This is a genomic window from Pseudooceanicola nanhaiensis (genome assembly GCF_020171315.1).
Lineage (GTDB): Bacteria > Pseudomonadota > Alphaproteobacteria > Rhodobacterales > Rhodobacteraceae > Pseudooceanicola > Pseudooceanicola nanhaiensis_A.
Window position 1 is genome coordinate 902,588 of record NZ_JAIUZP010000001.1, and the last position, 20,641, is coordinate 923,228.

A 20,641-nucleotide genomic window follows, 5' to 3' on the forward strand; every position below is an offset into this window, starting at 1 on the left:
GCCTGCGGGGGGCGGAGTTGCCCCGAAAACTCGGTCTCGGGACGGGGGTGGACAGGGTATCGCGCCTTGCGGGGCGGTCCGGGTGGCCTTGTAGGGGCAGCGGCGGTCGGCGCGGGATTGACGGGCCGGGGCGGCGGGCCTAGCTTGGCGGCGAGGATGCGAAAATATGTTCCGCTTGGCGGGATTTCGCAAGGGAGGACAGCACGATGAAGAGCCCTGACGGGGGTGCGGCAGCCATGGCGGCCCGCGCCGCGCATGATGGAGACCGAAGCGGCAGCGCAGAGCGGATCATACCGGAGGCCAAGCCGCGGCCATGGTGGCGGCATTATCCCGAGGGCGTGGACCCGCTCTATCGCCCGCGGGCCGTCTGCATCAACCGGCTGCTCGCAGAGGCCTTCGAGACCCATGCAGGCGCGCTCTACCTCGATTACCACGGCGACCGGCTGACCTATGGCGAGACCCGCGAGAGGGTCGGCCGCGCGGCAGCGGTGCTGGCCGGGCTGGGCATCGGGGCGGGGGACCGCGTGGCGCTGCACCTGCCGAACTGCCTGTGGCATCCGATCTTCTTCTTCGGCACGCTCTCGCTGGGGGCGGTGGTGGTGCATCTGTCGCCACTGGATGCCCCCGCCGAGATTGCCAAGAAGCTGGAGGACAGCGGCGCGCGGCTGGTGATCTCGCTGACGACGCCGGAGTTCACGGGCGCTCTGGCGGGGGCTGTGCCCGAGGGCGTGCAGGTGGCGCTGCTGCCCGATGCGGTCTCTGCCGCCGGGCGGGATTGCCCGTGGCCCGAGGGCGCGCTGGACCTTGCCGCGCGGCTGGAGGCCGAGACCGAAACCCGCGCGCCGCGTCCGATGGCGCCCTCCGATATCGCGCTGCTGCAATACACCGGCGGCACCACCGGCGTGCCCAAGGCGGCGGTGCTGACCCATGGCAACCTCGCCGCCGCGGCGCAGATGTACCGTCACGGATCGCAGGCGGAGCCCTCGTCCCGGGCGGGATCGGCGGCGCTGGTCTATGCGCCGCTCTTCCACATCATGGGGCTCGTCTCCTCGATGATGAAGCGCACGCTGGAGGGGGGCACGCTCTACCTGCGGCAGCGGTTCGACCCGGCGGCCTGTCTGGAGGAGATCGAGCGCAACCGGATCAACGTCATGAGCGGCGTGCCGACCGCCTGGATCGCGCTGTTGCGTCAGCCGGACCTTGGCAGCCGGGACCTCAGCTCGCTGGAATACGCGGCCTCGGGCGGGGCCCCGCTGGCGCCGGAGGTCTATGAACGGGTGCGTCAGGCGACCGGCCTGCGGCTGCGCGGCGGCTGGGGCATGACCGAGACCTGTGCGGCGGGAACGCAGGTGCCCGCCTCGCAGCCGGGCGAGAAATGCGCCTCCATCGGCATTCCGGTGCCGGGGCTGGACCTCTGCATCTTCGATCCCGATGACCCAGGGCGGGAGTTGCCGCAGGGCGAAACCGGGGAGATCGCGGTGCGCGGGCCCAATGTCACCGCCGGCTACTGGAACCGCAGCGATCTGGCGGGCACGACCCATGTGGGCGATTGGTTCCTGACCGGGGACATCGGCTATATCGACGAGGCGGGCTTTGTCTTCCTCGTGGACCGCAAGAAGGACCTGATCCTGTCGGGCGGTTTCAACGTCTATCCGCTGATGATCGAGAAGGCGATCCACGAGCACCCCGACGTGGCCGAGGCCATGGTGATCGGCATTCCCGATGCCTACCGGGGCGAAAGCGCCAAGGCCTTCGTCGTGCTGCGTCCGGGGGCCGAGAGCTTCACGCTGGAGGCGTTGCAGGCCTTCCTCGCCTCGCGGCTGGGACGGCACGAGATCCCGCGCGCACTCGCCTTCCGCAGCGATCTGCCGCGCACCAAGGTGGGCAAGGGCGATCGCCGCGCGCTCAGGGCGGAAGAGGAGGCGGCGCGGGCCGCCTCCTGAGGGCTCACCAGCCGGGCAGCGCCTTGAGGCGCGCCTTGGCAGCCTCGTATTCGCGGGCGAACTGGGCGACACGGTCTGCCGCGGGCACCACGTCGTGGATCGCGCCGATCCCCTGACCCGAGCCCCAGATCTCCTTCCAGCTCTTCGGCTTGGATGAGCCGGAACCGAAGTTCATCGCCGAGGGATCGGAGCGCTCCAGCGCCGCCGGGTCGAGGCCCGCCTTGGCGATGGAAGGCGCGAGGTAGTTCCCCAGCACCCCGGTGAAGAGGTCGGAATAGACGATGTCGTCCGCGCCGCAGTCCACGATCATCTGCTTGTAGGCGGCCTCGGCATTGGCCTCCTCGGTGGCGATGAAGGCCGAACCCGCATAGGCCCCATCGGCCCCCATGGCCTGCGCCGCGAGGATCGCGTCGCCGCGCGCCACGGCACCGGAGAGGAAGAGCGGCCCCTCGAACCAGTCGCGGATTTCCTGCACGAGGGCGAAGGGCGAGAGCGCCCCGGCATGGCCGCCGGCACCCGCCGCCACGGCGATCAGACCGTCCGCGCCCTTTTCGATCGCCTTCTTGGCAAAGCGGTTGTTGATCACGTCATGCAGCACCAGACCGCCGCAGGAATGGGCAGCCGCGTTCACTTCCTCGCGCGCGCCCAGTGAGGTGATCCAGACGGGCACCTTGTATTTCGCGCAAATCTCCACGTCGCGCTCCAGCCTTGCGTTGGAGCGGTGGACGATCTGGTTCACGGCGTAGGGCGCGGCGGGGCTGTCCGGGTTCGCCTGATTGTGGCGGTCCAGCTCTTCGGTGATGCGTTGCAGCCAGAGCTCCAGCTGGATCGGCTCGCCTGCCGCCTCGCGCGCGTTCAGCGCCGGGAAGGCCCCGACGATGCCGGCCTTGCACTGAGCGATGACGAGATCGGGGTTCGAGATGATGAACAGCGGGCTGCCGATCAGCGGCAGGCGCAGGTGTCGGAAAATCTCCGGCATGGACAAGACGATATCCTCCTTATCGATCTGACATCTTCCTGCCAAATGGGCGCGGATCTGTCATGTCCGCCGCTGCGTCACAGCGCGGGCAGGGCCAGCTTTTCGCAGCCCGGAAGGGCGCGCAAGGGCCCTGCATTTCAAGAGGTGGAACGCCGCTCCCCGGCCGCCGGTCAGGCGATGATGTCGGGGGTCAGCCGGTCTTCGATCAGGGCGATCATGTCCTTGAGTTGAAGCTTCTGCTTCTTCAGCCGCTGCAAGGTCAGCTGGTCCGCCGTGGGCCGTTGCTGAAGTGCTGCAATCGCATCGTCGAGGTCCCTGTGACGCTGTCGGAACACCTCCAGTTCGACGCGCAGGACTTCCTCGGTCTTCATGGAAATGTCGTTCTGCGCGTTCATGCGGTGATTCCCGTCCGGCCCCGTGAGAGGTCACGATAGCGGTTTCCCCGACGCAGGCAAACCTGACAGGGACTTGCACGACCGCACACATCGCCCCATATTTTCCCTAACGGGTCGCCGCAACGGGGCCCGCAACTGACTGTCGCTTATCAGGCAAGGACGTGTCGATGTCGAAGATGACCTTGGGATCCCATCCCTATCTTCTGGGGTTCGAACAGCTCGAACGCCTGCTGGAACGCAATGCGAAATCCGGCAACGAGGGCTATCCGCCCTTCAATATCGAGCAGACCTCGGAAACCTCCTACCGGATCACGCTGGCCGTTGCCGGCTTTTCCGAAGACGATCTGGCGATCACGCTGGAAGACCGGCAACTGGTCATCCGCGGGCGCCAGTCGGACGAAACGGACGGCCGTATCTACCTGCACCGCGGGATCGCGGCGCGACAGTTCCAACGCTCCTTCGTCCTGGCCGAAGGGGTCGAAGTGGGGGAGGCCGTGATGGAAAACGGCCTGCTGCACATCGACCTGAGCCGGATGGAACCGGAGAAAGTGGTGCAACGGATCGGGATCAGAAAGGGGTAAGCCATGAATGACCAAGTGACGCTGGAAAACGAGGGCGAGCGGATCGTCTACATCCGTTCCGTAGACGTGTCGGACCTGCCCAAGGAAGTGCGCGAGCAGGCCGTGGGGCTGGAGCGGCTCTATGCCGTCCACTCCGAGGACGGCGAGCGGCTGGCGCTGGTGAAGGACCGCGAGCTGGCCTTCATCCTCGCCCGGCAAAACGACATGGAGCCGGTGACGGTTCACTGAGATCGGGGCGCAAGCGCCTCCTGCGTCCGTGGGGCGGGGGAGGTACCGCCTGCGCCGGGCGCCTTTGACCCGGCCACGAAAAAGGGCCGCAGCGTGATGCTGCGGCCCTCTTCTTTTTACGGGTGTCGCGGATCAGTTGCCCGCGATCAGGCCCATGCTTTCCAGCTTCAGCACGACCTGGTGGGCGCAGTGGTCCACCTCGGTGCCTTCGGTGTCGAGACGCAGTTCGGGGTTCTCGGGAACGTCGTAGGGGTCGGAGATCCCGGTGAACTCCTTGATCTTGCCTTCGCGTGCCAGCTTGTAGAGGCCTTTACGGTCGCGCTTCTCGCACTCGTCGATCGTGGTCGCAACGTGGACCTCGATGAAGGCGCCGTACTGCTCGATGTCCTCACGCACGGCGCGACGGGTGGTCGCGTAGGGCGCGATGGGCGCGCAGATCGCGATACCACCGTTCTTGGTGATCTCGGACGCGACGTAGCCGATGCGACGGATGTTCAGGTCACGGTGCTCTTTCGAGAAGCCGAGTTCCGAGGAGAGGTTCTTGCGGACGATGTCGCCGTCGAGCAGCGTCACCGGGCGGCCGCCCATCTCCATCAGCTTGACCATCAGAGCGTTCGCGATCGTCGACTTGCCCGAGCCGGAGAAGCCGGTGAAGAAGACGGTGAAGCCCTGCTTCGAGCGCGGCGGCTTGGTGCGGCGCAGTTCGGAGACCACTTCCGGGAAGGAGAACCATTCCGGGATTTCGAGGCCTTCCGCCAGACGGCGGCGCAGTTCGGTGCCCGAGATGTTGAGGATGGTGATCTTGTCCTTGTCCTCGATCTCGTCGATGGCTTCGTACTGAGCGCGTTCCTGGACCCAAACCATGTGTTTGAAGTCCACCATCTCGATGCCCATTTCTTCCTGGTGCTGGCGGAAGAGGTCCTGTGCATCGTAGGCGCCGTAGAAGTCTTCGCCCTTCGAGTTCGAGCCGGGGCCCGCGTGGTCGCGGCCGACGATGAAGTGGGTGCAGCCGTAGTTCTTACGGATCAGACCGTGCCACACGGCTTCGCGGGGGCCGGCCATGCGCATGGCGAGCGGCAGCAGCGACATGGTGGTGGTCGACGCCGGGTACTTGTCGAGGACGGCCTCGTAGCAGCGCACGCGGGTGAAGTGGTCCACGTCGCCGGGCTTGGTCATGCCGACAACCGGGTGGATCAGCAGGTTGGCCTGGGCTTCTTTCGCGGCGCGGAAGGTCAGTTCCTGGTGCGCGCGGTGCAGCGGGTTCCGGGTCTGGAACGCCACGACGCGGCGCCAGCCGAGCTTGCGGAAGTAGGCGCGCAGTTCGTTCGGCGTGTCGCGACGGGCGCGGAAGTCGTAGTGAACGGGCTGCTGGATGCCGGTGATCGGGCCGCCGAGGTAGATCTTGCCTGCCTGGTTGTGCAGGTAGTTCACCGCCGGGTGCTTGTCGTCGTCGGCGCCGAAGACTTTCTCGGCTTCCTTGGACTTGTTCGGTTCCCACTTGTCGGTGACGGTCATCGTGGCGAGGATGACGCCCTCTTGGTCACGCAGCGCGATGTCCTGACCGATCTCGATGGTGTCCGAGAATTTCTCGTTCACGTCGAGGGTGATCGGCATCGGCCAGAGCGAACCGTCGGCAAGGCGCATGTTGTCGACAACGCCGTTGTAGTCCTCTTCCGACAGGAAGCCCTTGAGCGGGTTGAAGCCACCATTCATGAGCAGTTCAAGGTCGCAGATCTGACGGGGGGTCAGGTCCCAGCTGGTCAGATCAGCTGCTTCGACTTTGAGTTTCTGTGCGGATTCGTAGGATACATAAAGCTCTGGAATGGGTGCCAAGTTCGAAGCGGGCATTAGCAAACTCTCGTTTTTTCAATTGCTGAGGCCGACCGGCCGGTGCACAGGCACCTAGGCCAGCTTTCAGGGGGATTTCAAGCATTCAATGGGAACATGTGGCCATAAGGAGCCGAATGCTGCCTATCTGCGCCGTGGGTGGGACAATTTCCCGCGCCGGTTGCGGCCGTCGCGGGCCCCGTTCAGGGGCCCGCAGGCCAATGTGAAAGTGATGTGACCGGGGGAGGGGTCAGACGCCCTCGTTTTCCGGTGCGCCGTGGCCGAGGGGCAGGGTCGTGTCGCCCTCTGCAAGCCCCGCTTCTGCAAGGAAGCGCTCTGCGTCGAGTGCGGCCATGCAGCCCATCCCGGCGGAGGTGACGGCCTGACGGTACTTGTGGTCGGTCAGGTCGCCCGCGGCAAAGACGCCGGGCACAGAGGTTTCGGTCGAGCCGGGCTTCACCTTGACGTAGCCGCCGTGGTGCAGCTCCAGCTGGTCCTTCACCAGTTCGGAGGCCGGGGCGTGGCCGATGGCGACGAAGACACCCTTGCAGGGGATCTCGCTGATCTCACCGGTGTCGACGTGCTTGACCTTCACGGCGGTGACGCCCTTGGGATCGTTCTCGCCCACGACCTCTTCCAGCACGTGATGCCAGAGCGGCTCGATCTTGGGGTTCTTCATCAGCCGGTCGATCAGGATCTTCTCGGCGCGCAGCTCGTCGCGGCGGTGGATCAGCGTGACCTTGGAGGCGAAGTTGGTGAGGAACAGCGCCTCTTCCACGGCGGTGTTGCCGCCGCCGATCACGACGATCTCCTGCCCGCGGTAGAAGAAGCCGTCACAGGTGGCACAGGCAGAGACGCCGAAGCCCTTGTAGGCCTCCTCGGAGTCGAGACCCAGCCACTTGGCGCGCGCGCCGGTGGCGAGGATCACCGCATCGGCGGTGAAGACCGTGCCGCTGTCGGCGGTGGCGGTGAAGGGGCGTTTCGACAGGTCGAGGTCGTTGATGATGTCGCCGATGATCTCGCAGCCCATCTCGCGGGCGTGGCCTTCCATCCGGACCATCAGGTCGGGGCCCTGCACCTCGGTGTCGCCGGGCCAGTTCTCCACCTCGGTGGTGGTGGTCAGCTGGCCGCCGGGTTCGATCCCCTGGACCAGAACGGGGTTCAGCATCGCGCGGCTGGCATAGACGCCGGCGGTATAGCCCGCGGGGCCGGAGCCGATGATGAGGACGCGGGTGTGTTTCTGTCCGGCCATGGAAATTCCTCTGTTGCGGTTGCTGCAGCGGCTTTCTATCTAGGCGCCGCGTCTGGACGGTGCAACCGCCGAGCGCAGCCCCCGTATCGTCAGCGATCCCTTTTCGGCCCCGTCCCGCGGGCCCGGGCCGCGGGGCTGTTGCCCGGGGGGATCGCTGAAATTTGCATCACATGTAACCGAAACTTCGCAAAAACGGCAGTCAGCCTGTCTTGAAATTGCCGAACCTTGAAATAATATTGCGTCCGCGTGGCGGAATGATAAAAGAACCGCAAACTGGAGGGTGAATGATGCCTGGCGCACGCCTAGATCCGATCGACCGCAAGATCCTTGACGAACTGCAGGCCGACGGGCGCATGACCAACGTCGAACTGGCCAAACGTGTCGGCATTTCCGCGCCGCCCTGCCTGCGCCGGGTCCGGACGCTGGAAGAGGCCGGTTTCATCAAGGGCTACCACGCCAATGTCGACGCCCGCGAACTGGGCTTCGAGGTGCAGGTCTTTGCCAGTGTCGGGCTTCAGAGCCAGGCCGAGGCCGACCTGAACGCCTTCGAGGAACGCTGCCGCGGCTGGTCGCTGGTGCGGGAGTGCCACATGCTGAACGGCGAGGTGGATTTCATCCTGAAATGCGTCGCGCCCGACCTCAGCACCTTCCAGAGCTTCCTGACGGAACAGCTGACTTCGGCGCCGAACGTGGCCAGCGTGAAGACCTCGCTGGTGATCCGCTGTGCCAAGGACGAACCGGGCGTGCCCTTCGACGTTCTCGAGGAACGCCTCAGCCGCAGCGCCTGACGGCGCCGCCGCGACAGGAGGACGTCAGGCCGCGTCCTCCAGCGCCTCCAGCTGGGCGCGGCTCATCCGGGGATGGGCCAGCAGGCCGAAGTCCGACGGATGATCGATATGCGGGAAGAGGGCGAGGAACAGCGCAAGCGCGTTGGGCCCCATCGTGCTTTCCAGCGCATAGCCGGGGTGGAAGCTCTCGAAGGGCAGGCCGCCGGCGCGGATCGTGGCGTGTTTCGGCAGGCAGAGGTGGTACATGTCCACCGGGTGCAGCGGCGCGATTTCCACGACGGTTTCGCCATCGGTGAACTGCGACACGGGCGTATAGACCTGCGCGGCCTCGCCATCGGTGTTCAGAACCGCCGGGCGATGCAGCAGCCGCGCACCGGGGCCCACCAGCAGATCGGCCGAGGGACGTCCCACGCCGTGGCTGTCGAGCGGCAGCCGGGACAGGCGGGCCTGTGCGGGATCGGGCAGGGGCTGGCCGGGTTCGAGGGTCATGTGGCCGATCCACTGCACGGGCTGAGGCCCGAATTCCTCGGTCTCGACCAGATCGCCGGGGCGCAGGTCCTCGATCGCGCGGCGCCCGGTGGGCGTGGCGATCAGCGTGCCGCGGGCAAAGCCGTTGAAGGCGGATTCAAAGCGGGCATTCGCCGGGGCGATCAATTCCCTGAAGACCGCATCGCCGGAGCCATCGAGCGCGTCGATCTCGTAGCGGCGGGTGATCAGCCGGGGCCGGCTGGGCATGGGCACGACAGGGGCGGTCGCGCCAAAGGGCGCGGCAAAGGGAATCGACATGACAGCACCATTTCTCGGCAGTCACGAATGTGCTGGCCCCCACCAGCAGCAACAGACGGACATCTGTTTCGCTTTCGTCGAGAAATAGCCGCAATTTCGACACGTTGTCAAAAAGTCGTGGCAATTGTGCGGGTTACGGAAAACGCCCCGCGGGGGCGCCGTGGATTGTTCCGGGATGCGGTCACAATGCGCCACAATTCGGCCACAGTTGGGGCGAATCAAAGTCGCCTTGCCGTCATCGCGCCGACACAGAGGGCCCCGGGGGCCGTGGTGTCGCGCGGATCGTGCGACAGGCGGTTCGGGCGCGGCCACAATTGCGTCGCAATGTGGCCGCGCACCGCTGGTCAGCTGTCAGGCGGCGGCCTTCTTCAGCGCGGTCTTGCGGCGCAGGGCCACGGTCTTGCGGTTCTCGCGGCTGAAAGGCAGCGCGGGGGCGTCCTTCTTCGCTTCTGCAATCACCGACTTCATCCAACGCTTCTGGCTCTTCATGATCCAGCCTCCAAAATATCTACCCTGCGGCGCGTCTGTCGGCGCCGGTAGGTCCTGAATGACGGCCAAAGACGGCACCCGTTGGGCCGAAAAGGAGGATTAACGGGGATTTAATTCGACCCACTGGGGGCGGGAATGGGGCAGGGCCTGCCGGAATGGGGCAGGCCCCTGCGCGCGGTCAGAGACGGATGGCCGAGATCAGGCGGCCATAATCGGCCTCTTTCCGGTGCGTTGTGCGCCGGTAGGAGAAGAAGCGATCCGGGTCCGAATAGGTGCAGTGGCGGATCCATTCGGCATCGCCCACGCCCGCCGCCCGCAGGCAGTGCAGGCCGAAGGCGGGCAGGTCGAAGAGGTAGCGGTCGCCCTCTCCGTTGATGAAGAACCGCATGTACTCCGGGTCTTCGGCGAGGAACTCCTCAAGGAATTCCGGCCCGACCTCATAGGCCTTCTGGCTGATCGAGGGGCCGATGGCGGCGGAGATGCGTCCCCGCTCGGCGCCAAGCGCAACCATGGCGTCCACGACCGAGCTCAGCACACCGCCGAGCGCCCCGCGCCAGCCTGCATGGGCCGCACCGATCACGCCGGCCTCTGCATCGGCCAGCAGCACCGGCTGGCAATCGGCGGTCAGGATCGTCAGCACCACGCCGGGCGTCGCAGTGACGAGTGCGTCGGCCTTGGGTTTCTCGGAGGAGGGGCCGTCGAAGGTGACCGTCGTGGCGGAATGCACCTGATGCACCCCGGCGAGCGCCTCGACAGGGGCATCCATGGCGGCGGCAACCCGGGCGCGATTAATCGCGACGATTTCCGACTGGTCCGAAGAGCCCGTGCCGCAGTTCAGCCCCGAGAAAATGCCCGAGGAGGCCCCGCCCTTGCGGGTGAAGAAGCCATGCTGCACCGGCTGCAGAATCGGAGAGGTCAGGATTTCGAGGGTCATGCCTGTGCTCCTGCTGGCTCCAGCCCCGGGGGTGGGTGTGCCCCTTGCGGGTAGAGAGCCATCACTTTGAACAAACTTCCCATTTCGTCCGGGTGGGTCAAGCGGCGATGTGCGGCAATGTGGCTGACGCGTTGAACTCCGCTCAACCGCTCGGCAAGTGCCTGCGCGCGGGCGGTGATCCCCAGCCGTTCGAGGAAGACGCCCTGCGTGGTCAGCAGGGTGTGGGCGGCAGGGGCGGCGGACCGGGCGAGGGGTTCGAAATCCACATGGGCCGTCAGGTCGGCCTCGCCGGGGGCCTCGAAGGGATCGGTGCTTGCGTGCTTGCGCAGGGCCTGAAGCGTGTCGCCGAGGGAACGCCAGTCGCCATAATCCACGATCAGCGCCGACCCGCCACGGGCTGCGATCCGCGCACCGATCTGGCCCGCGATGAGGGCGCCCGCCGGGCAGGTTTCGACCAGATCGCCGTCGCCTGTGTCCTCGTCACGGCCCTCGGGGCCGGGGCCTGCGGGGGCAAGGCCCGGCACCAGCCGGTCGCCTTCGGCGCCCACATGCACCTCGCGCCAGCCTGCGCCTGCGCGGCGGTACTGGCGGATCGGCAGCGCGTCGAAGAACTCGTTCGCGATCAGGAAAAGCGGCAGGTCGGGCAGGTCCTCGACCCGGTCGACCCATGTCGCCTGCGTGCCCTTCAGGCGGCTGGCCTGCTGGTCGCGCAGGGCGGGGGAGGCCTCGACGAGATGGAGGCGCAGCGCGTCGTGGAAGCCCGGCACCGCGCGGGTGGCGCGCAGCAGGTCGGCCATCAGCGTGCCGCGTCCGGGGCCAAGCTCGGCCAGGCAGAAGGGTGCGGGCATGCCCTGATCGACCCAACTTTGCGCCAGGGCGAGGCCCAGCAACTCGCCGAACATCTGGCTGATCTCGGGGGCGGTGGTGAAATCGCCCGCCGTCCCCAGCGGATCGCGGGTGGTGTAATAGCCGTGCTGCGGGTTGAGCAGGCATTCGGCCATGTAGTCGGACAGCCGCATCGGACCCTCTGTCGCGATCCGGGCGAGGATATGCGCCTTCAGCGCGGTCATTTCGCAGGCCGGGTCGCGGCGTAGAGGACGAAGCCCGCCCCGATCAGCACCATCGGCAGCGAGAGCAGCTGCCCCATGGTCAGGCCGATCGTCTCGGTGATCCTGAGGACATGGCCATAAGGGTTGTCGGGGGTGATGAACTGCTGGTCCGCGAGGCGGAAGAATTCGACGATGAAGCGCGCCACGCCGTAGCCGCCCACGAAGAGGCCGAGGAGGAGACCGGGCCGTTTCAGCGCGCCCATGCGATAGGCGGCGAGGATCAGGATCAGCCCCAGCACCAGCCCCTCGAGCGCGGCCTCATAGAGTTGCGAGGGGTGACGGGCGCAGAGCCCGTTGACGATGCCCACGGGGCCTGCGCAGTCCTGCGCCGCGGCGCCGGGGAAGATCACGCCCCAGGGCGCATCGGTCGGGCGGCCCCAGAGCTCGCCGTTGATGAAATTCGCGATCCGGCCCAGCATCAGCCCCGGCGGTGTTGCAAGCGCCAGCCCGTCCGCCATGGACAGCATGGGAATGCGGTGCCGGCGGCAGAAGATCGCCGTGGCGATCACCACGCCGAGGAACCCGCCGTGGAAGGCCATGCCGCCCTGCCAGATGCGCAGGATCTCCAGCGGGTGCGTCAGGTAGTAGGCCGGCTGGTAGAAGAGCACGAAGCCGAGACGCCCGCCCACCACGATGCCGAGGATCAGCCAGGTCAGCAGCTCCTCCAGCTGGGCGCGGGTCAGGGGGGCCGTCTGGGCAGGCCAGAGCCGAGCGCGGCTGATGGCATCGCGCAGCAGCGCCCACCCCAGCAGGATGCCCACGAGGTAGGCGAGCGCATACCACCGCAGGGCAAATTCGAACCCACCAAGGGAGATCGAGAAGATCTCGGGCGAAATATCGGGGAAGGGCAGGGCGAACGCCTGAAGGGAGGGCAGCATCATGCGGTCTTCTTTCACTCGGCCCCGCGTGAAGTCAACGGGGGCTTTCATCCTTGTGAGCGGGGCGTGCCCGGCCCATATAGGGGGCAAAGGTAACGCCGGAGAGACCCATGCAGACCCGCTCGAAATTCTTTGACGACATGTCGCAGCTGATGACCAACGCCATGGGCGTGGCTCAGGGGGCCAAGGACGAGGCCGAGACTGCGTTCAACTCGATGATCGACCGCTGGCTGGCGGATCGCGACCTCGTCACGCGCGAGGAGTTTGACGCCGTGAAGGCCATGGCGCTGAAGGCCCGCGAGGAAAACGCTGCGCTGAAGGCCCGGCTCGACGCGCTGGAGACCAAGGGCTGAGCTATCGGCTTTTCGCTGTGCGTAAGGAAGGCCCCCGTTCGGGGGCCTTTTGCTTTTCTGGGGGCGGTTGCCGGTTGCGGCCTGTCTATTGCGCGTTGAGCTTTGCACATGCCCGCTCCCGCCGGTGGCCTGCCTGATCCGCTGGCGAGACGACGGATGCCGCCGGTTTTCGCAGGCCCTCCACAGGGCCGACGACCGCCGCCCGCGCGGGACAAGGCCGCAGGCCGCCGCGCATCGCCGCCGCGCCCCCACGCGGCGGCGATTTGGTGAGGCTGGGCGGTCCCTCGATGGGACACGATATGTGTGGCTGAGATAAACTGCCCGCCATATGGGTTCGGATCGCCCCCGCGCGCGCCGTCGATGCGCGGCTTCGTGGCGGGCGGTGAGGGCGAAGCGGTGGCTTTTTGATGGGGGCGAGAGTGTGTTTTGATGCGTGCCGGATGGCATACCGGTGCCGGAAGCGGTGGCGCGCTGCGTGAGCCGGGGCTGCGTGCCGCTTGGTCTGATGGCTGACCGTCCCGGCCATCTCCCCTCCCCTGCGCCCATGGGCAACGCCCACAAGCGAGACCAATGAAAAAGGCCCCGTCAGGGGCCTCTTCCTTACCTTGCGACGACCGCAGCCTTACGACTTGGCGGCCTTCTTGGGAGCGGGCTTGGCGGGCACCTCGATGTTGATTTCGAGGCTCGAGACTTCGTCGCCCTTTTCCATCCGGATCTCGACCGCGTCGCTGTCGATTTCCATGTGGCGGCGGATCACCTCGAGGATGTCGCGCTGCAGGGCCGGCAGGTAGTCGGGCGAGCTGCCGCCCGAACGCTCGTGGGCCAGCAGGATCTGCAGCCGTTCCTTCGCGGCGCGGGCGGAGTTGGCCTTGCGCGGCCAGGGGATCAGGCCGAACGTCTTCATGTCGCCCGCCCGAACAGACGCCCGATGAGGCCCGGCTTGCGCTCGCTCTCGATCTTCATCTCGAGGTCCTCGCCATCGAGACGCGCCACGGCGGCCTCGTAGGCGCGGCTGGCGGCGGACGGATCGTCCAGCACGACCGGCACGCCGAGGTTCGAAGCCCGCAGCACCGCCTGGCTTTCCGGCACGATGCCGAGCAGCGGCACCGCGAGAATGTCGAGCACGTCATCCACGGTCATCATCTCGCCGTTCTCGACCCGGGTGGTGTCGTAGCGGGTCAGCAGGACCTGTGCCTTGATGCTCTCGCCGTTCTCGGCCTTGGCGGTCTTGCTGTTGAGCAGCCCCAGCACCCGGTCGCTGTCGCGGACCGAGGAGACCTCGGGGTTGGTCACGATCACGGCCTCGTCGGCATAGTACATCGCCAGATGCGCGCCGCGCTCGATGCCCGCCGGGCTGTCGCAGATGATGTAGTCGAAGTCTTCGCGCAGCTCGTCGAGGACCTTCTTCACGCCTTCCTGTGTCAGCGCATCCTTGTCGCGGGTCTGCGAGGTCGGCAGGATCGAGAGGTTGTCGAGCCGCTTGTCCCGGATCAGCGCCTGCTTCAGCTTGGCGTCGCCCTGGATCACGTTGATGAAGTCGAAGACCACACGGCGTTCGCAGCCCATGATCATGTCGAGGTTCCGCAGGCCGACGTCGAAGTCGATGACCACGGTCTTGTGGCCCCGCTTCGCGAGCGCTGCACTGATCGCCCCGGCCGAGGTGGTCTTGCCGACCCCGCCCTTGCCCGAGGTGATGACGATCACCTTGCTGTTTCCGCGTTCCTCTTTCACCGTTTGCTCCTAGCTGTATCCGCGTCCGTTCCGCCCACCGGCTCGACGTGGAGGCTTTCGCCCTCCAGCCGGACCATCACGCTGCGGTGGCGCAGCGCATCCCCGATGTTGTCGCTGGTGCGGTAGAGCCCGGCGATCGCCAGCAGTTCCGCATCGAGGTCGTGACAGAAGATTCGCGCGTTCTGGTCCCCGTGGACCCCGGCCATGGCGCGCCCGCGCAGGCGGCCATAGACATGGATGTTGCCCGCCGCGATCAGCTCGGCACCCGAGCTGACGGGCCCGATCACGATCAGGTCGCCGCGATCCGCCATCACCGTCTGCCCCGACCGCACCGGGCGCTCGATCACGAGGTTGTCGGGCGGCAGTAGCCGCTTGGGATCGCGTCCGCCCGGGCTGCGCCGGTCGCGCGAGGGCAGGGGGGCGTCACGCCCCAGCGAAATGCGGATCAGCCCCGCCGCCTCGGCCGCGGCGAATTGCGCGTCGGTGGCGTTGAACACCCCGAAGGCCGACAGGCGGCGCGTGCGCAACTCGCGCAGGATGGCGCGGAAATCGGCGTTGCTGGCGATCTCGGGCGCCTTGCCCATGTCGAGCACCAGCGGGGCGTTCTCGAAGAAATGGGGGGTCTGGCGCAGCTTCTCGTCGAGCGCGTCCCAGAAGGCCGCGTCGGGCAGCCCGCCTGCGGGCTGTAGCGAGACGGCGGTCAGGAACCGCCCCCGGATCTGGAAAGGTCTGACGTCGGTCACGACGCCGCCCTGACGGGCGTCGGTCTGAAACACCTGCTCACTGTTGCTCCTGCTCGGTCGTATCCGGCGGATTTGCTCCGCCCGTTGCTCTCGGCCTTTTGGCCTTGTCCCGGGGAGTCGCTCCCCCCGGTCGTGCGCCATTACGCGCCCGCGCGGGTCTCCGTCCAACAGATGTGATCGTCAAGCCATCCGCTCGGCAGAAAGGCGCTGCTTCACGTGTGGTCATGCGCGGCGCGCCGCCGGAAAGGGGCGCGCAACCGTGCGGACTGCCTGCGTTTTGGGACGCGGCCACGGGGCGGCAAGGCGGTCGAACCGCTGATGTCTGGCGATGTCTGGGGAAAACCAATGGCAGCCCGTAGGGGAATCGAACCCCTCTTTCCAGGTTGAAAACCTGGCGTCCTAACCGATAGACGAACGGGCCGCTCTTGGCGTGAGCGGTCTTCTATGAGAGGTCGCTGACCGGCGCAAGAGGGAAGATGCGGGGGGATCGATAATTTGCGGGCAGCTGACGCAAGGACAGGGCGCAGGGGCTGCGGAGGCACGCGCGGGCAAGGCAGCGCACCGGCGATCAGACTGGATTTCGTCGGACTGGGGTTAGGACTTTCGTGCGGGCAGGGGGCCAGACTCGGGTTCAGACACTGGTTCGGTCACCGCGACCTCTCGGACCGCATCGGCGGCCCGTGTCATGCGACTGACTGTCGAGGCGCATGTGCGTGCCATCCGGCCGCCGGACTGCGCCAGCGGGCGGTGGCTGCTCCGCCCGGTCATGACGGCGTCGGGGGCGTGTCAGGGCGCCGTAGCCGGGGGAGGGCACGGCGAGGGAAGGCCGTCCGCAGTGCGCCCGGCGTGACCGGTTCAGTGGTCCCCACGTGAAAAGAACGCGTGAGCGGGGCCGGAAGTTTCGGTGAAATTGCTCCGCTACAGAGTGTTTCCTATACCGAAAATCGGGCCATTCAGCGGACTTTAACCGTTCTGCTCATTCCGGGGCTTTGGCGTCGGGCTGCATGAGGCGCGGCGGTGACGCAGGCGAAGCGGCCGAATGCTCCATGGCCCCGGCGCGGCGTCACTCTGCGTAGCGGTTTCGGAAAGCAAATGAATTCTTTATTCGCAAAGCGCTAGGCGGTGTGCCGGTGTACAGGTGGCGCCGAACAGCAGGAACAGACCCGAGTTGATTCGGGTGGAGCGCCGTTTCGGTTCGCCGGAAGACGGCAGCAATCAGGCAGGAAATCGGCAGATTTTGGCCGCCGCCGCTCACTGCGCATGCACCTTGTCGGAGGTGGAATTTTGCTCAATCCTCAAGGCGTTTTCCGGGCGGGGGCCAGGAGGGGCGCAGGATGGTTTCAAATTGCTGCACTGTAACGCACGATCGTTTCTCGATCTTGTTAACGTTGCGTCAATGTCTGGCTAGCGTGCGAGGTCAAGGGATAGACAGATTTTTTATCCCTAGAGCTAACGGGCCGCGCGTTTTCAACGGTTCCACATCGGGCATTCGCTTTTAGGCATCGCTGAGCCAGTGGCACGGCCACCGGCCGATCCGGTCGACCGCCCGAAATTACTGAAGTCGGTGACATGACCCACGCATCCGAGCCAACATCGGCGACTCCGCCGGTCTCTTATGCGATTCTCGATCAGTCTCTTTGGACGAGATTTCAGCAGGCAGAGACGCTTCCGCAGTACCTCGAAACATGGCTGGGTCTCGTGACCCGGCAGGTGGACGGTCTTGCCACGGGTCTGCTGCTCTCCGGAGAGGCGCCCGACGTCGGTCCCTTCGGGGAAACCGCGCGCTGGCCTGCCGGCAGCGCCGCAGAGGCCGACTTGCACGAGGTCGCGCAGCGCGCGCTCGAGGCCCGGCAGCCGGTGGTCATCGGCGAGGGCACGGCGCGGCGCGTTCTGGCGCAGCCTCTCATCGTGATGGAGGGGCTGTTCGGCGTTGTGGCGATCTCGGCCCCTGCGACGGCGGCCCCGACCACGGCGCTCTTCCGCAGGCTGCAATGGGGCGCCGGCTGGATCGAGCTGCTGCTGCGCCGCGAACAGGAGGCCCGTGACGGCGAACTCCGCGAGCGGATAACCGTCGCCTTCGACAGTCTGGCCACCCTACTCGAACATCCCCGCCTCGACGAAGCCTCCGCCGCGCTGGTGACCGAACTCGCGCGCCGGATGGACTGCGAAACCGTGAGCCTCGGCCTCAGGCACGGGCGCCGGATGCGGGTGCAGGCGGTCTCCAGCGCGTCCAGCTTCGGTCGCCGGTCCAACCTGATCCGGGAGGTCGGTTTCGCCATGGACGAGGCCGTCGACCAGGAGGCGGTGATCCTCTGGCCCGAACCGGAGGGCTGGGAGTTCCGCGTTGCCCGCGCCCATGAGGACCTCGCGCGTTCGCACGGGGTCGGCAGCGCGCTGACCATTCCGCTGACCGCCGGAAACGATATCATCGGGGCGCTGACCTTCGAGCGCCGGGCTGACGCCCCCTTCACCGCGGCCGAGGTCGAGGTCTGCGATGCCGTGGCCAGCGTGGCCGGGCCGATCATTCACGACCGTCAGCTTGCAAGCCGCTGGCTGCCCCGCCGGGCGCTGGCCTCGGTGGCGGCAGGGCTCATGGCGCTGCTTGGGCCGTCGCATTTCGGTGCCAAGCTGGCGACGCTCGTGCTGGCGGGGCTGGGGGCCTTCCTGTGGTTCAGCCAGACCGAATACGACGTGACCTCGCCCGCACGGATCGAGGGCACGGTGCAGCGCAGCATCGTGGCGCCGTTCAACGGTTACCTTGCCGGCCAGTCGGCGCGGGCCGGGGACGTGGTCGAGGCGGACCAGATCATCGCGGTGCTGGATGAGAAGGACCTGTCCCTCGAACAACTGCGCCTTGCCACGGCGCTGCAACAGCGCACCCGCGAGCTGGAGCGCGCGATTGCCGAGCGCGAGATCGCGGAGGCCAATATCATCCGGTCGCAGATCGCCCAGGCAGAGGCCCAGCTGGGCCTCGTCGAGGAGCAGCTGGCCCGCACGCGCATCCGCGCCCCCTTTGCCGGCTATGTGGTCGAGGGCGACCTGAGCCAGAACGTCGGCGGGTCGATCGAACGCGGCCAGACCCTGTTCCGGATCGCGCCGCTCGACAGTTTCCGCGTGGTCCTCGAGGTGGACGAGCGCGACATCGACGCCATCGCCAGCGATCAGGCCGGCAGCCTGCGTCTGGCGGCCTTCCCCGAGCGTCCGCTGGACTACCGGGTGACATCGATCACCCCGCTGGCACGGCAGGGCGAGGGGCGCAATTTCTTCCGGGTCGAGGCCGAGCCTCTGGGCGAGAGCGCCGCGCTGCGGCCCGGCATGGAGGGCATCGCCCGCACCGCCATTTCGCAGGAGCCGCTGATCTGGGTGCTGGGGCACACGCTGGCCGACTGGGTCCGCCTGGCCTGGTGGAGGTGGCAGCCATGACGCAGCGCAGCTGGTCCAGCACCTCCTGGTACAGGGTGGCCGGCTTCCGGCCACGGCTGCGGGCCCATGCGCGCTTCCACCGTCACATCTACCGCGGCACGCTCTGGTTCGTGCTGCAGGACCGGGTCTCGGGCCGGTTCCACCGCTTCACCCCCGAAGCCTATCGCCTGATCTGCATGATGGATGGCAACCGCACCCTGGCGCAGATCTGGGACCTCGCGCTCAGCCAGCTGGCGCTGGATGCGGTGACGCAGGACGAACTCGTCCGGCTGGTGGGGCAGCTCTACTCGGCAGACGTGCTCGCAGGGGACGTCCCGCCGGACATTGTCGAGCTTTCGGACCGGGGGCGGCGGGCCGCGCGCCAGAAGATCCTGCGCTCCGTCATGAATCCCCTGGCGCTGCGCCTGCCGGTCTTCGATCCGGACGGGTTCCTCTCGGCCACCATGCCGCTGGTGCGCCCGCTCTACTCGATCTTCGGGCTGCTGCTGTTCCTTGCGGTGGTGGGCTATGGCCTCGTGCTGGCGGCGCTGAACTGGGGCCCGCTCACCGAGAACGTCTTCGACCGGGTCAGCACGGCCGAGAACATGCTGCTGCTGATGGTGGCCTACCCGGCGGTCAAGGCCCTGCACGAGCTGGGCCACGCCTATACGATCAAGCGCTGGGGCGGGTCGGTCCATGAGATCGGGGTGATGTTCCTCGTCTTCGTGCCGGTGCCCTATGTGGACGCCTCCGACAGTATCGCCTTCCCGGCCAAGAGCCGCCGGATGCTGGTCGGCGCGGCGGGCATCCTCGTCGAGGTGTTCCTTGCGGCCATCGCCATGATCATCTGGGCCGGGGCCGAGGAGGGGCTGCTGCGCGCCTTCGCCTTCAACGTGATGCTGGTGGGCGGGGTCTCGACACTGCTCTTCAACGGCAACCCGCTTCTGCGCTTCGACGGCTACTACGTCTTCAGCGACTGGATCGAGATCCCGAACCTCGGCCAGAGGGCCAATGCCTATGTGGGCTACCTCGTGCAGCGCTATGCCTTCGGGCTGCGGTGGGCCGAAAGCCCGGTGACGGCCCCGCGTGAGGGACGCTGGCTCTTCAGCTATGCCATCGCGGCCTTCCTCTACCGGCTCACGATCACCATGGGGATCGTCGGCCTCGTGGCGACGCGCTTCTTCGTCGTGGGGGTGATCCTTGCGGTCTGGGCCCTGTTCCTGATGCTGATCCTGCCGCTGCTCAAGGGGCTCTGGTACGTGGTCGCGGACCCGGCGCTCCGGCGCAACCGGGGGCGCGCGCTGGCGCTGACGGGCGTCGTCCTCGCGGCGATCGTGACCGCCGTCCTGACGGTGCCGGTGCCCTACAACACCATGGCCGAGGGCGTCGTCTCGCCCCGGCCTGCCGCCTTCGCCAATGCGACGGCGGAGGGCGTCGTGACCGAGGTCTACGTGCGCCCGGGCCAGATCGTGTCGGCCGGTGCGCCCCTGATGCGCATCGAGGACCCGCTGATCGAGGCCCGTCGCGCGGTGCTGGAAGCGCGGCTCGGCGAGATCGCGCGCCGGTTGGAGGCGGAGCGGGTCTCGGAGCGGGTGACGCTGAAGATCCTCGAGCAGGAGCTGGAGGCGGCCCGTGCCGACCTCGCCCTAACCGAAACGCGCATCCGCGAGCAGACCGTGCTGGCCGGGGCGGAGGGGCAGGTGATCCTGCCCGATCCCGAAAGCCTCATCGGGCGCTACGCCCGGCCGGGCGATCTGCTGGCGGTGGTGGCGGCCTTCCGCGACCCGCTGATCCGCGTCGCCGTGCCCGAGTCCCGGGCCGAGGAGGTCCGCAGCGACACCCGCACCACCGAGGTCCGCTTCTTCGGCGATCACGCGGGCCGGCCTGCGCGGGTGATCCGCGCCACGCCGGGCCTGACACGCGCGCTTCCGAGCGCGGCACTTGCCACCAATGGTGGCGGCCAGCTGCTGCTGGACCCGACCGCGCCGGCGGACCGCATCCAGACGCTGGAGCCGGTGTTCCTGCTCGACCTCGAGGTCGGCGCGCCGACGCAGGTGAACAGCTACGGCGACCGGGTCTTCGTGCGCTTTTCCCACGGCGAGACCCCGATCGCGGCCCGGCTCTATCGCGCGGGCACCCGGATATTCCTGAAGTACTTCGCGGCCCCCGACCGGGTCGCGTCCCTGAGCAAGCCAACCATAACAAGCCAACTCTGACAGGAAG

At 67.1% G+C, this 20,641-nt stretch carries 19 protein-coding genes and 1 tRNA gene; 7 read left to right on the forward strand and 13 right to left on the reverse strand.

All coding sequences use genetic code 11. The features are described 5' to 3' along the window. Positions 1 to 206 precede the first annotated feature (206 nt). A complete protein-coding gene (locus LCM32_RS04215) occupies positions 207 to 1,943 on the forward strand; it encodes an AMP-binding protein (protein ID WP_224819793.1) in 1,737 nt (578 codons plus the stop codon). Between the two features lie 4 nt (positions 1,944 to 1,947). Here LCM32_RS04215 and LCM32_RS04220 read toward each other — a convergent pair whose 3' ends face one another. Together LCM32_RS04220 and LCM32_RS04225 are read right to left on the reverse strand one after the other, a co-directional pair. After that, positions 1,948 to 2,922: an NAD(P)H-dependent flavin oxidoreductase gene (locus tag LCM32_RS04220; protein ID WP_412070655.1), complete on the reverse strand. Its 975-nt coding sequence runs from the start codon at positions 2,920 to 2,922 to the stop codon at positions 1,948 to 1,950. A 170-nt stretch (positions 2,923 to 3,092) separates the two neighbouring features. Next, positions 3,093 to 3,317, reverse strand: coding sequence for a YdcH family protein (locus LCM32_RS04225; RefSeq protein ID WP_224819795.1), 225 nt, complete (start codon positions 3,315 to 3,317; stop codon positions 3,093 to 3,095). Between the two features lie 167 nt (positions 3,318 to 3,484). On the opposite strand from LCM32_RS04225, the gene LCM32_RS04230 reads away from it, so the two are divergent. Together LCM32_RS04230 and LCM32_RS04235 are read left to right on the forward strand one after the other, a co-directional pair. Then, positions 3,485 to 3,898 (forward strand): Hsp20 family protein, encoded by a 414-nt coding sequence (locus tag LCM32_RS04230; protein ID WP_222492760.1) that lies wholly within the window; start codon positions 3,485 to 3,487, stop codon positions 3,896 to 3,898. A gap of 3 nt (positions 3,899 to 3,901) precedes the next feature. Further along, entirely contained in the window at positions 3,902 to 4,126 is a 225-nt protein-coding gene (locus LCM32_RS04235) for a DUF1150 family protein (RefSeq protein ID WP_224819796.1), read from the forward strand. Between the two features lie 132 nt (positions 4,127 to 4,258). On the opposite strand, the gene LCM32_RS04240 is transcribed toward LCM32_RS04235, so the two are convergent. Together LCM32_RS04240 and trxB are read right to left on the reverse strand one after the other, a co-directional pair. Next, complete coding sequence (locus LCM32_RS04240; RefSeq protein ID WP_224819797.1) at positions 4,259 to 5,974, reverse strand: bifunctional sulfate adenylyltransferase/adenylylsulfate kinase; 1,716 nt, start codon at positions 5,972 to 5,974, stop codon at positions 4,259 to 4,261. 229 nt (positions 5,975 to 6,203) lie between these two features. Beyond that, positions 6,204 to 7,205, reverse strand: coding sequence for a thioredoxin-disulfide reductase (gene trxB / locus LCM32_RS04245; protein ID WP_224819798.1), 1,002 nt, complete (start codon positions 7,203 to 7,205; stop codon positions 6,204 to 6,206). A gap of 287 nt (positions 7,206 to 7,492) precedes the next feature. On the opposite strand from trxB, the gene LCM32_RS04250 reads away from it, so the two are divergent. Continuing rightward, positions 7,493 to 7,993 carry an Lrp/AsnC family transcriptional regulator gene (locus tag LCM32_RS04250; RefSeq protein ID WP_224819895.1) on the forward strand — a complete coding sequence of 167 codons (501 nt, stop codon included), beginning with the start codon at positions 7,493 to 7,495 and terminating at the stop codon, positions 7,991 to 7,993. A 24-nt stretch (positions 7,994 to 8,017) separates the two neighbouring features. On the opposite strand, the gene LCM32_RS04255 is transcribed toward LCM32_RS04250, so the two are convergent. From LCM32_RS04255 to lgt, 5 genes are all read right to left on the reverse strand, one after another. Next, complete coding sequence (locus LCM32_RS04255) at positions 8,018 to 8,779, reverse strand: Hint domain-containing protein (RefSeq protein ID WP_224819799.1); 762 nt, start codon at positions 8,777 to 8,779, stop codon at positions 8,018 to 8,020. Positions 8,780 to 9,130: 351 nt separating this feature from the next. Then, entirely contained in the window at positions 9,131 to 9,268 is a 138-nt protein-coding gene (locus LCM32_RS04260) for a hypothetical protein (RefSeq protein ID WP_224819800.1), read from the reverse strand. A gap of 178 nt (positions 9,269 to 9,446) precedes the next feature. Continuing rightward, positions 9,447 to 10,202: a peptidoglycan editing factor PgeF gene (gene pgeF, locus LCM32_RS04265; RefSeq protein ID WP_224819801.1), complete on the reverse strand. Its 756-nt coding sequence runs from the start codon at positions 10,200 to 10,202 to the stop codon at positions 9,447 to 9,449. Next, on the reverse strand, positions 10,199 to 11,272 hold the full coding sequence (locus LCM32_RS04270) for a class I SAM-dependent methyltransferase (protein ID WP_224819802.1): 1,074 nt from the start codon (positions 11,270 to 11,272) through the stop codon (positions 10,199 to 10,201). The genes pgeF and LCM32_RS04270 overlap by 4 nt, the downstream gene beginning before the upstream one ends. After that, a complete protein-coding gene (lgt, locus tag LCM32_RS04275; protein WP_224819803.1) occupies positions 11,269 to 12,192 on the reverse strand; it encodes a prolipoprotein diacylglyceryl transferase in 924 nt (307 codons plus the stop codon). Before lgt ends, LCM32_RS04270 begins: the two co-directional genes overlap by 4 nt. A gap of 107 nt (positions 12,193 to 12,299) precedes the next feature. On the opposite strand from lgt, the gene LCM32_RS04280 reads away from it, so the two are divergent. Then, a complete protein-coding gene (locus tag LCM32_RS04280; RefSeq protein WP_222492776.1) occupies positions 12,300 to 12,542 on the forward strand; it encodes an accessory factor UbiK family protein in 243 nt (80 codons plus the stop codon). A 622-nt stretch (positions 12,543 to 13,164) separates the two neighbouring features. Here LCM32_RS04280 and minE read toward each other — a convergent pair. From minE to LCM32_RS04300, 4 genes are all read right to left on the reverse strand, one after another. Further along, the gene (minE, locus tag LCM32_RS04285) at positions 13,165 to 13,446 is read right to left on the reverse strand and encodes a cell division topological specificity factor MinE (protein ID WP_224819804.1); all 282 of its coding nucleotides are present in this window, start codon (positions 13,444 to 13,446) and stop codon (positions 13,165 to 13,167) included. After that, positions 13,443 to 14,273, reverse strand: a complete 831-nt coding sequence (minD, locus tag LCM32_RS04290) for a septum site-determining protein MinD (RefSeq protein WP_224819805.1) — start codon at positions 14,271 to 14,273, stop codon at positions 13,443 to 13,445. Before minD ends, minE begins: the two co-directional genes overlap by 4 nt. After that, positions 14,270 to 15,049: a septum site-determining protein MinC gene (gene minC, locus LCM32_RS04295; protein ID WP_224819806.1), complete on the reverse strand. Its 780-nt coding sequence runs from the start codon at positions 15,047 to 15,049 to the stop codon at positions 14,270 to 14,272. The genes minD and minC overlap by 4 nt, the downstream gene beginning before the upstream one ends. Positions 15,050 to 15,362: 313 nt before the next feature. Then, positions 15,363 to 15,437 (reverse strand) — tRNA-Glu (locus tag LCM32_RS04300). 1,148 nt (positions 15,438 to 16,585) lie between these two features. Here LCM32_RS04300 and LCM32_RS04305 point away from each other — a divergent pair. Both LCM32_RS04305 and LCM32_RS04310 read left to right on the forward strand, forming a co-directional pair. Next, positions 16,586 to 18,439: an HlyD family efflux transporter periplasmic adaptor subunit gene (locus LCM32_RS04305; protein ID WP_224819807.1), complete on the forward strand. Its 1,854-nt coding sequence runs from the start codon at positions 16,586 to 16,588 to the stop codon at positions 18,437 to 18,439. Then, entirely contained in the window at positions 18,436 to 20,634 is a 2,199-nt protein-coding gene (locus tag LCM32_RS04310; protein ID WP_224819808.1) for a biotin/lipoyl-binding protein, read from the forward strand. The genes LCM32_RS04305 and LCM32_RS04310 overlap by 4 nt, the downstream gene beginning before the upstream one ends. Positions 20,635 to 20,641 lie beyond the last annotated feature (7 nt).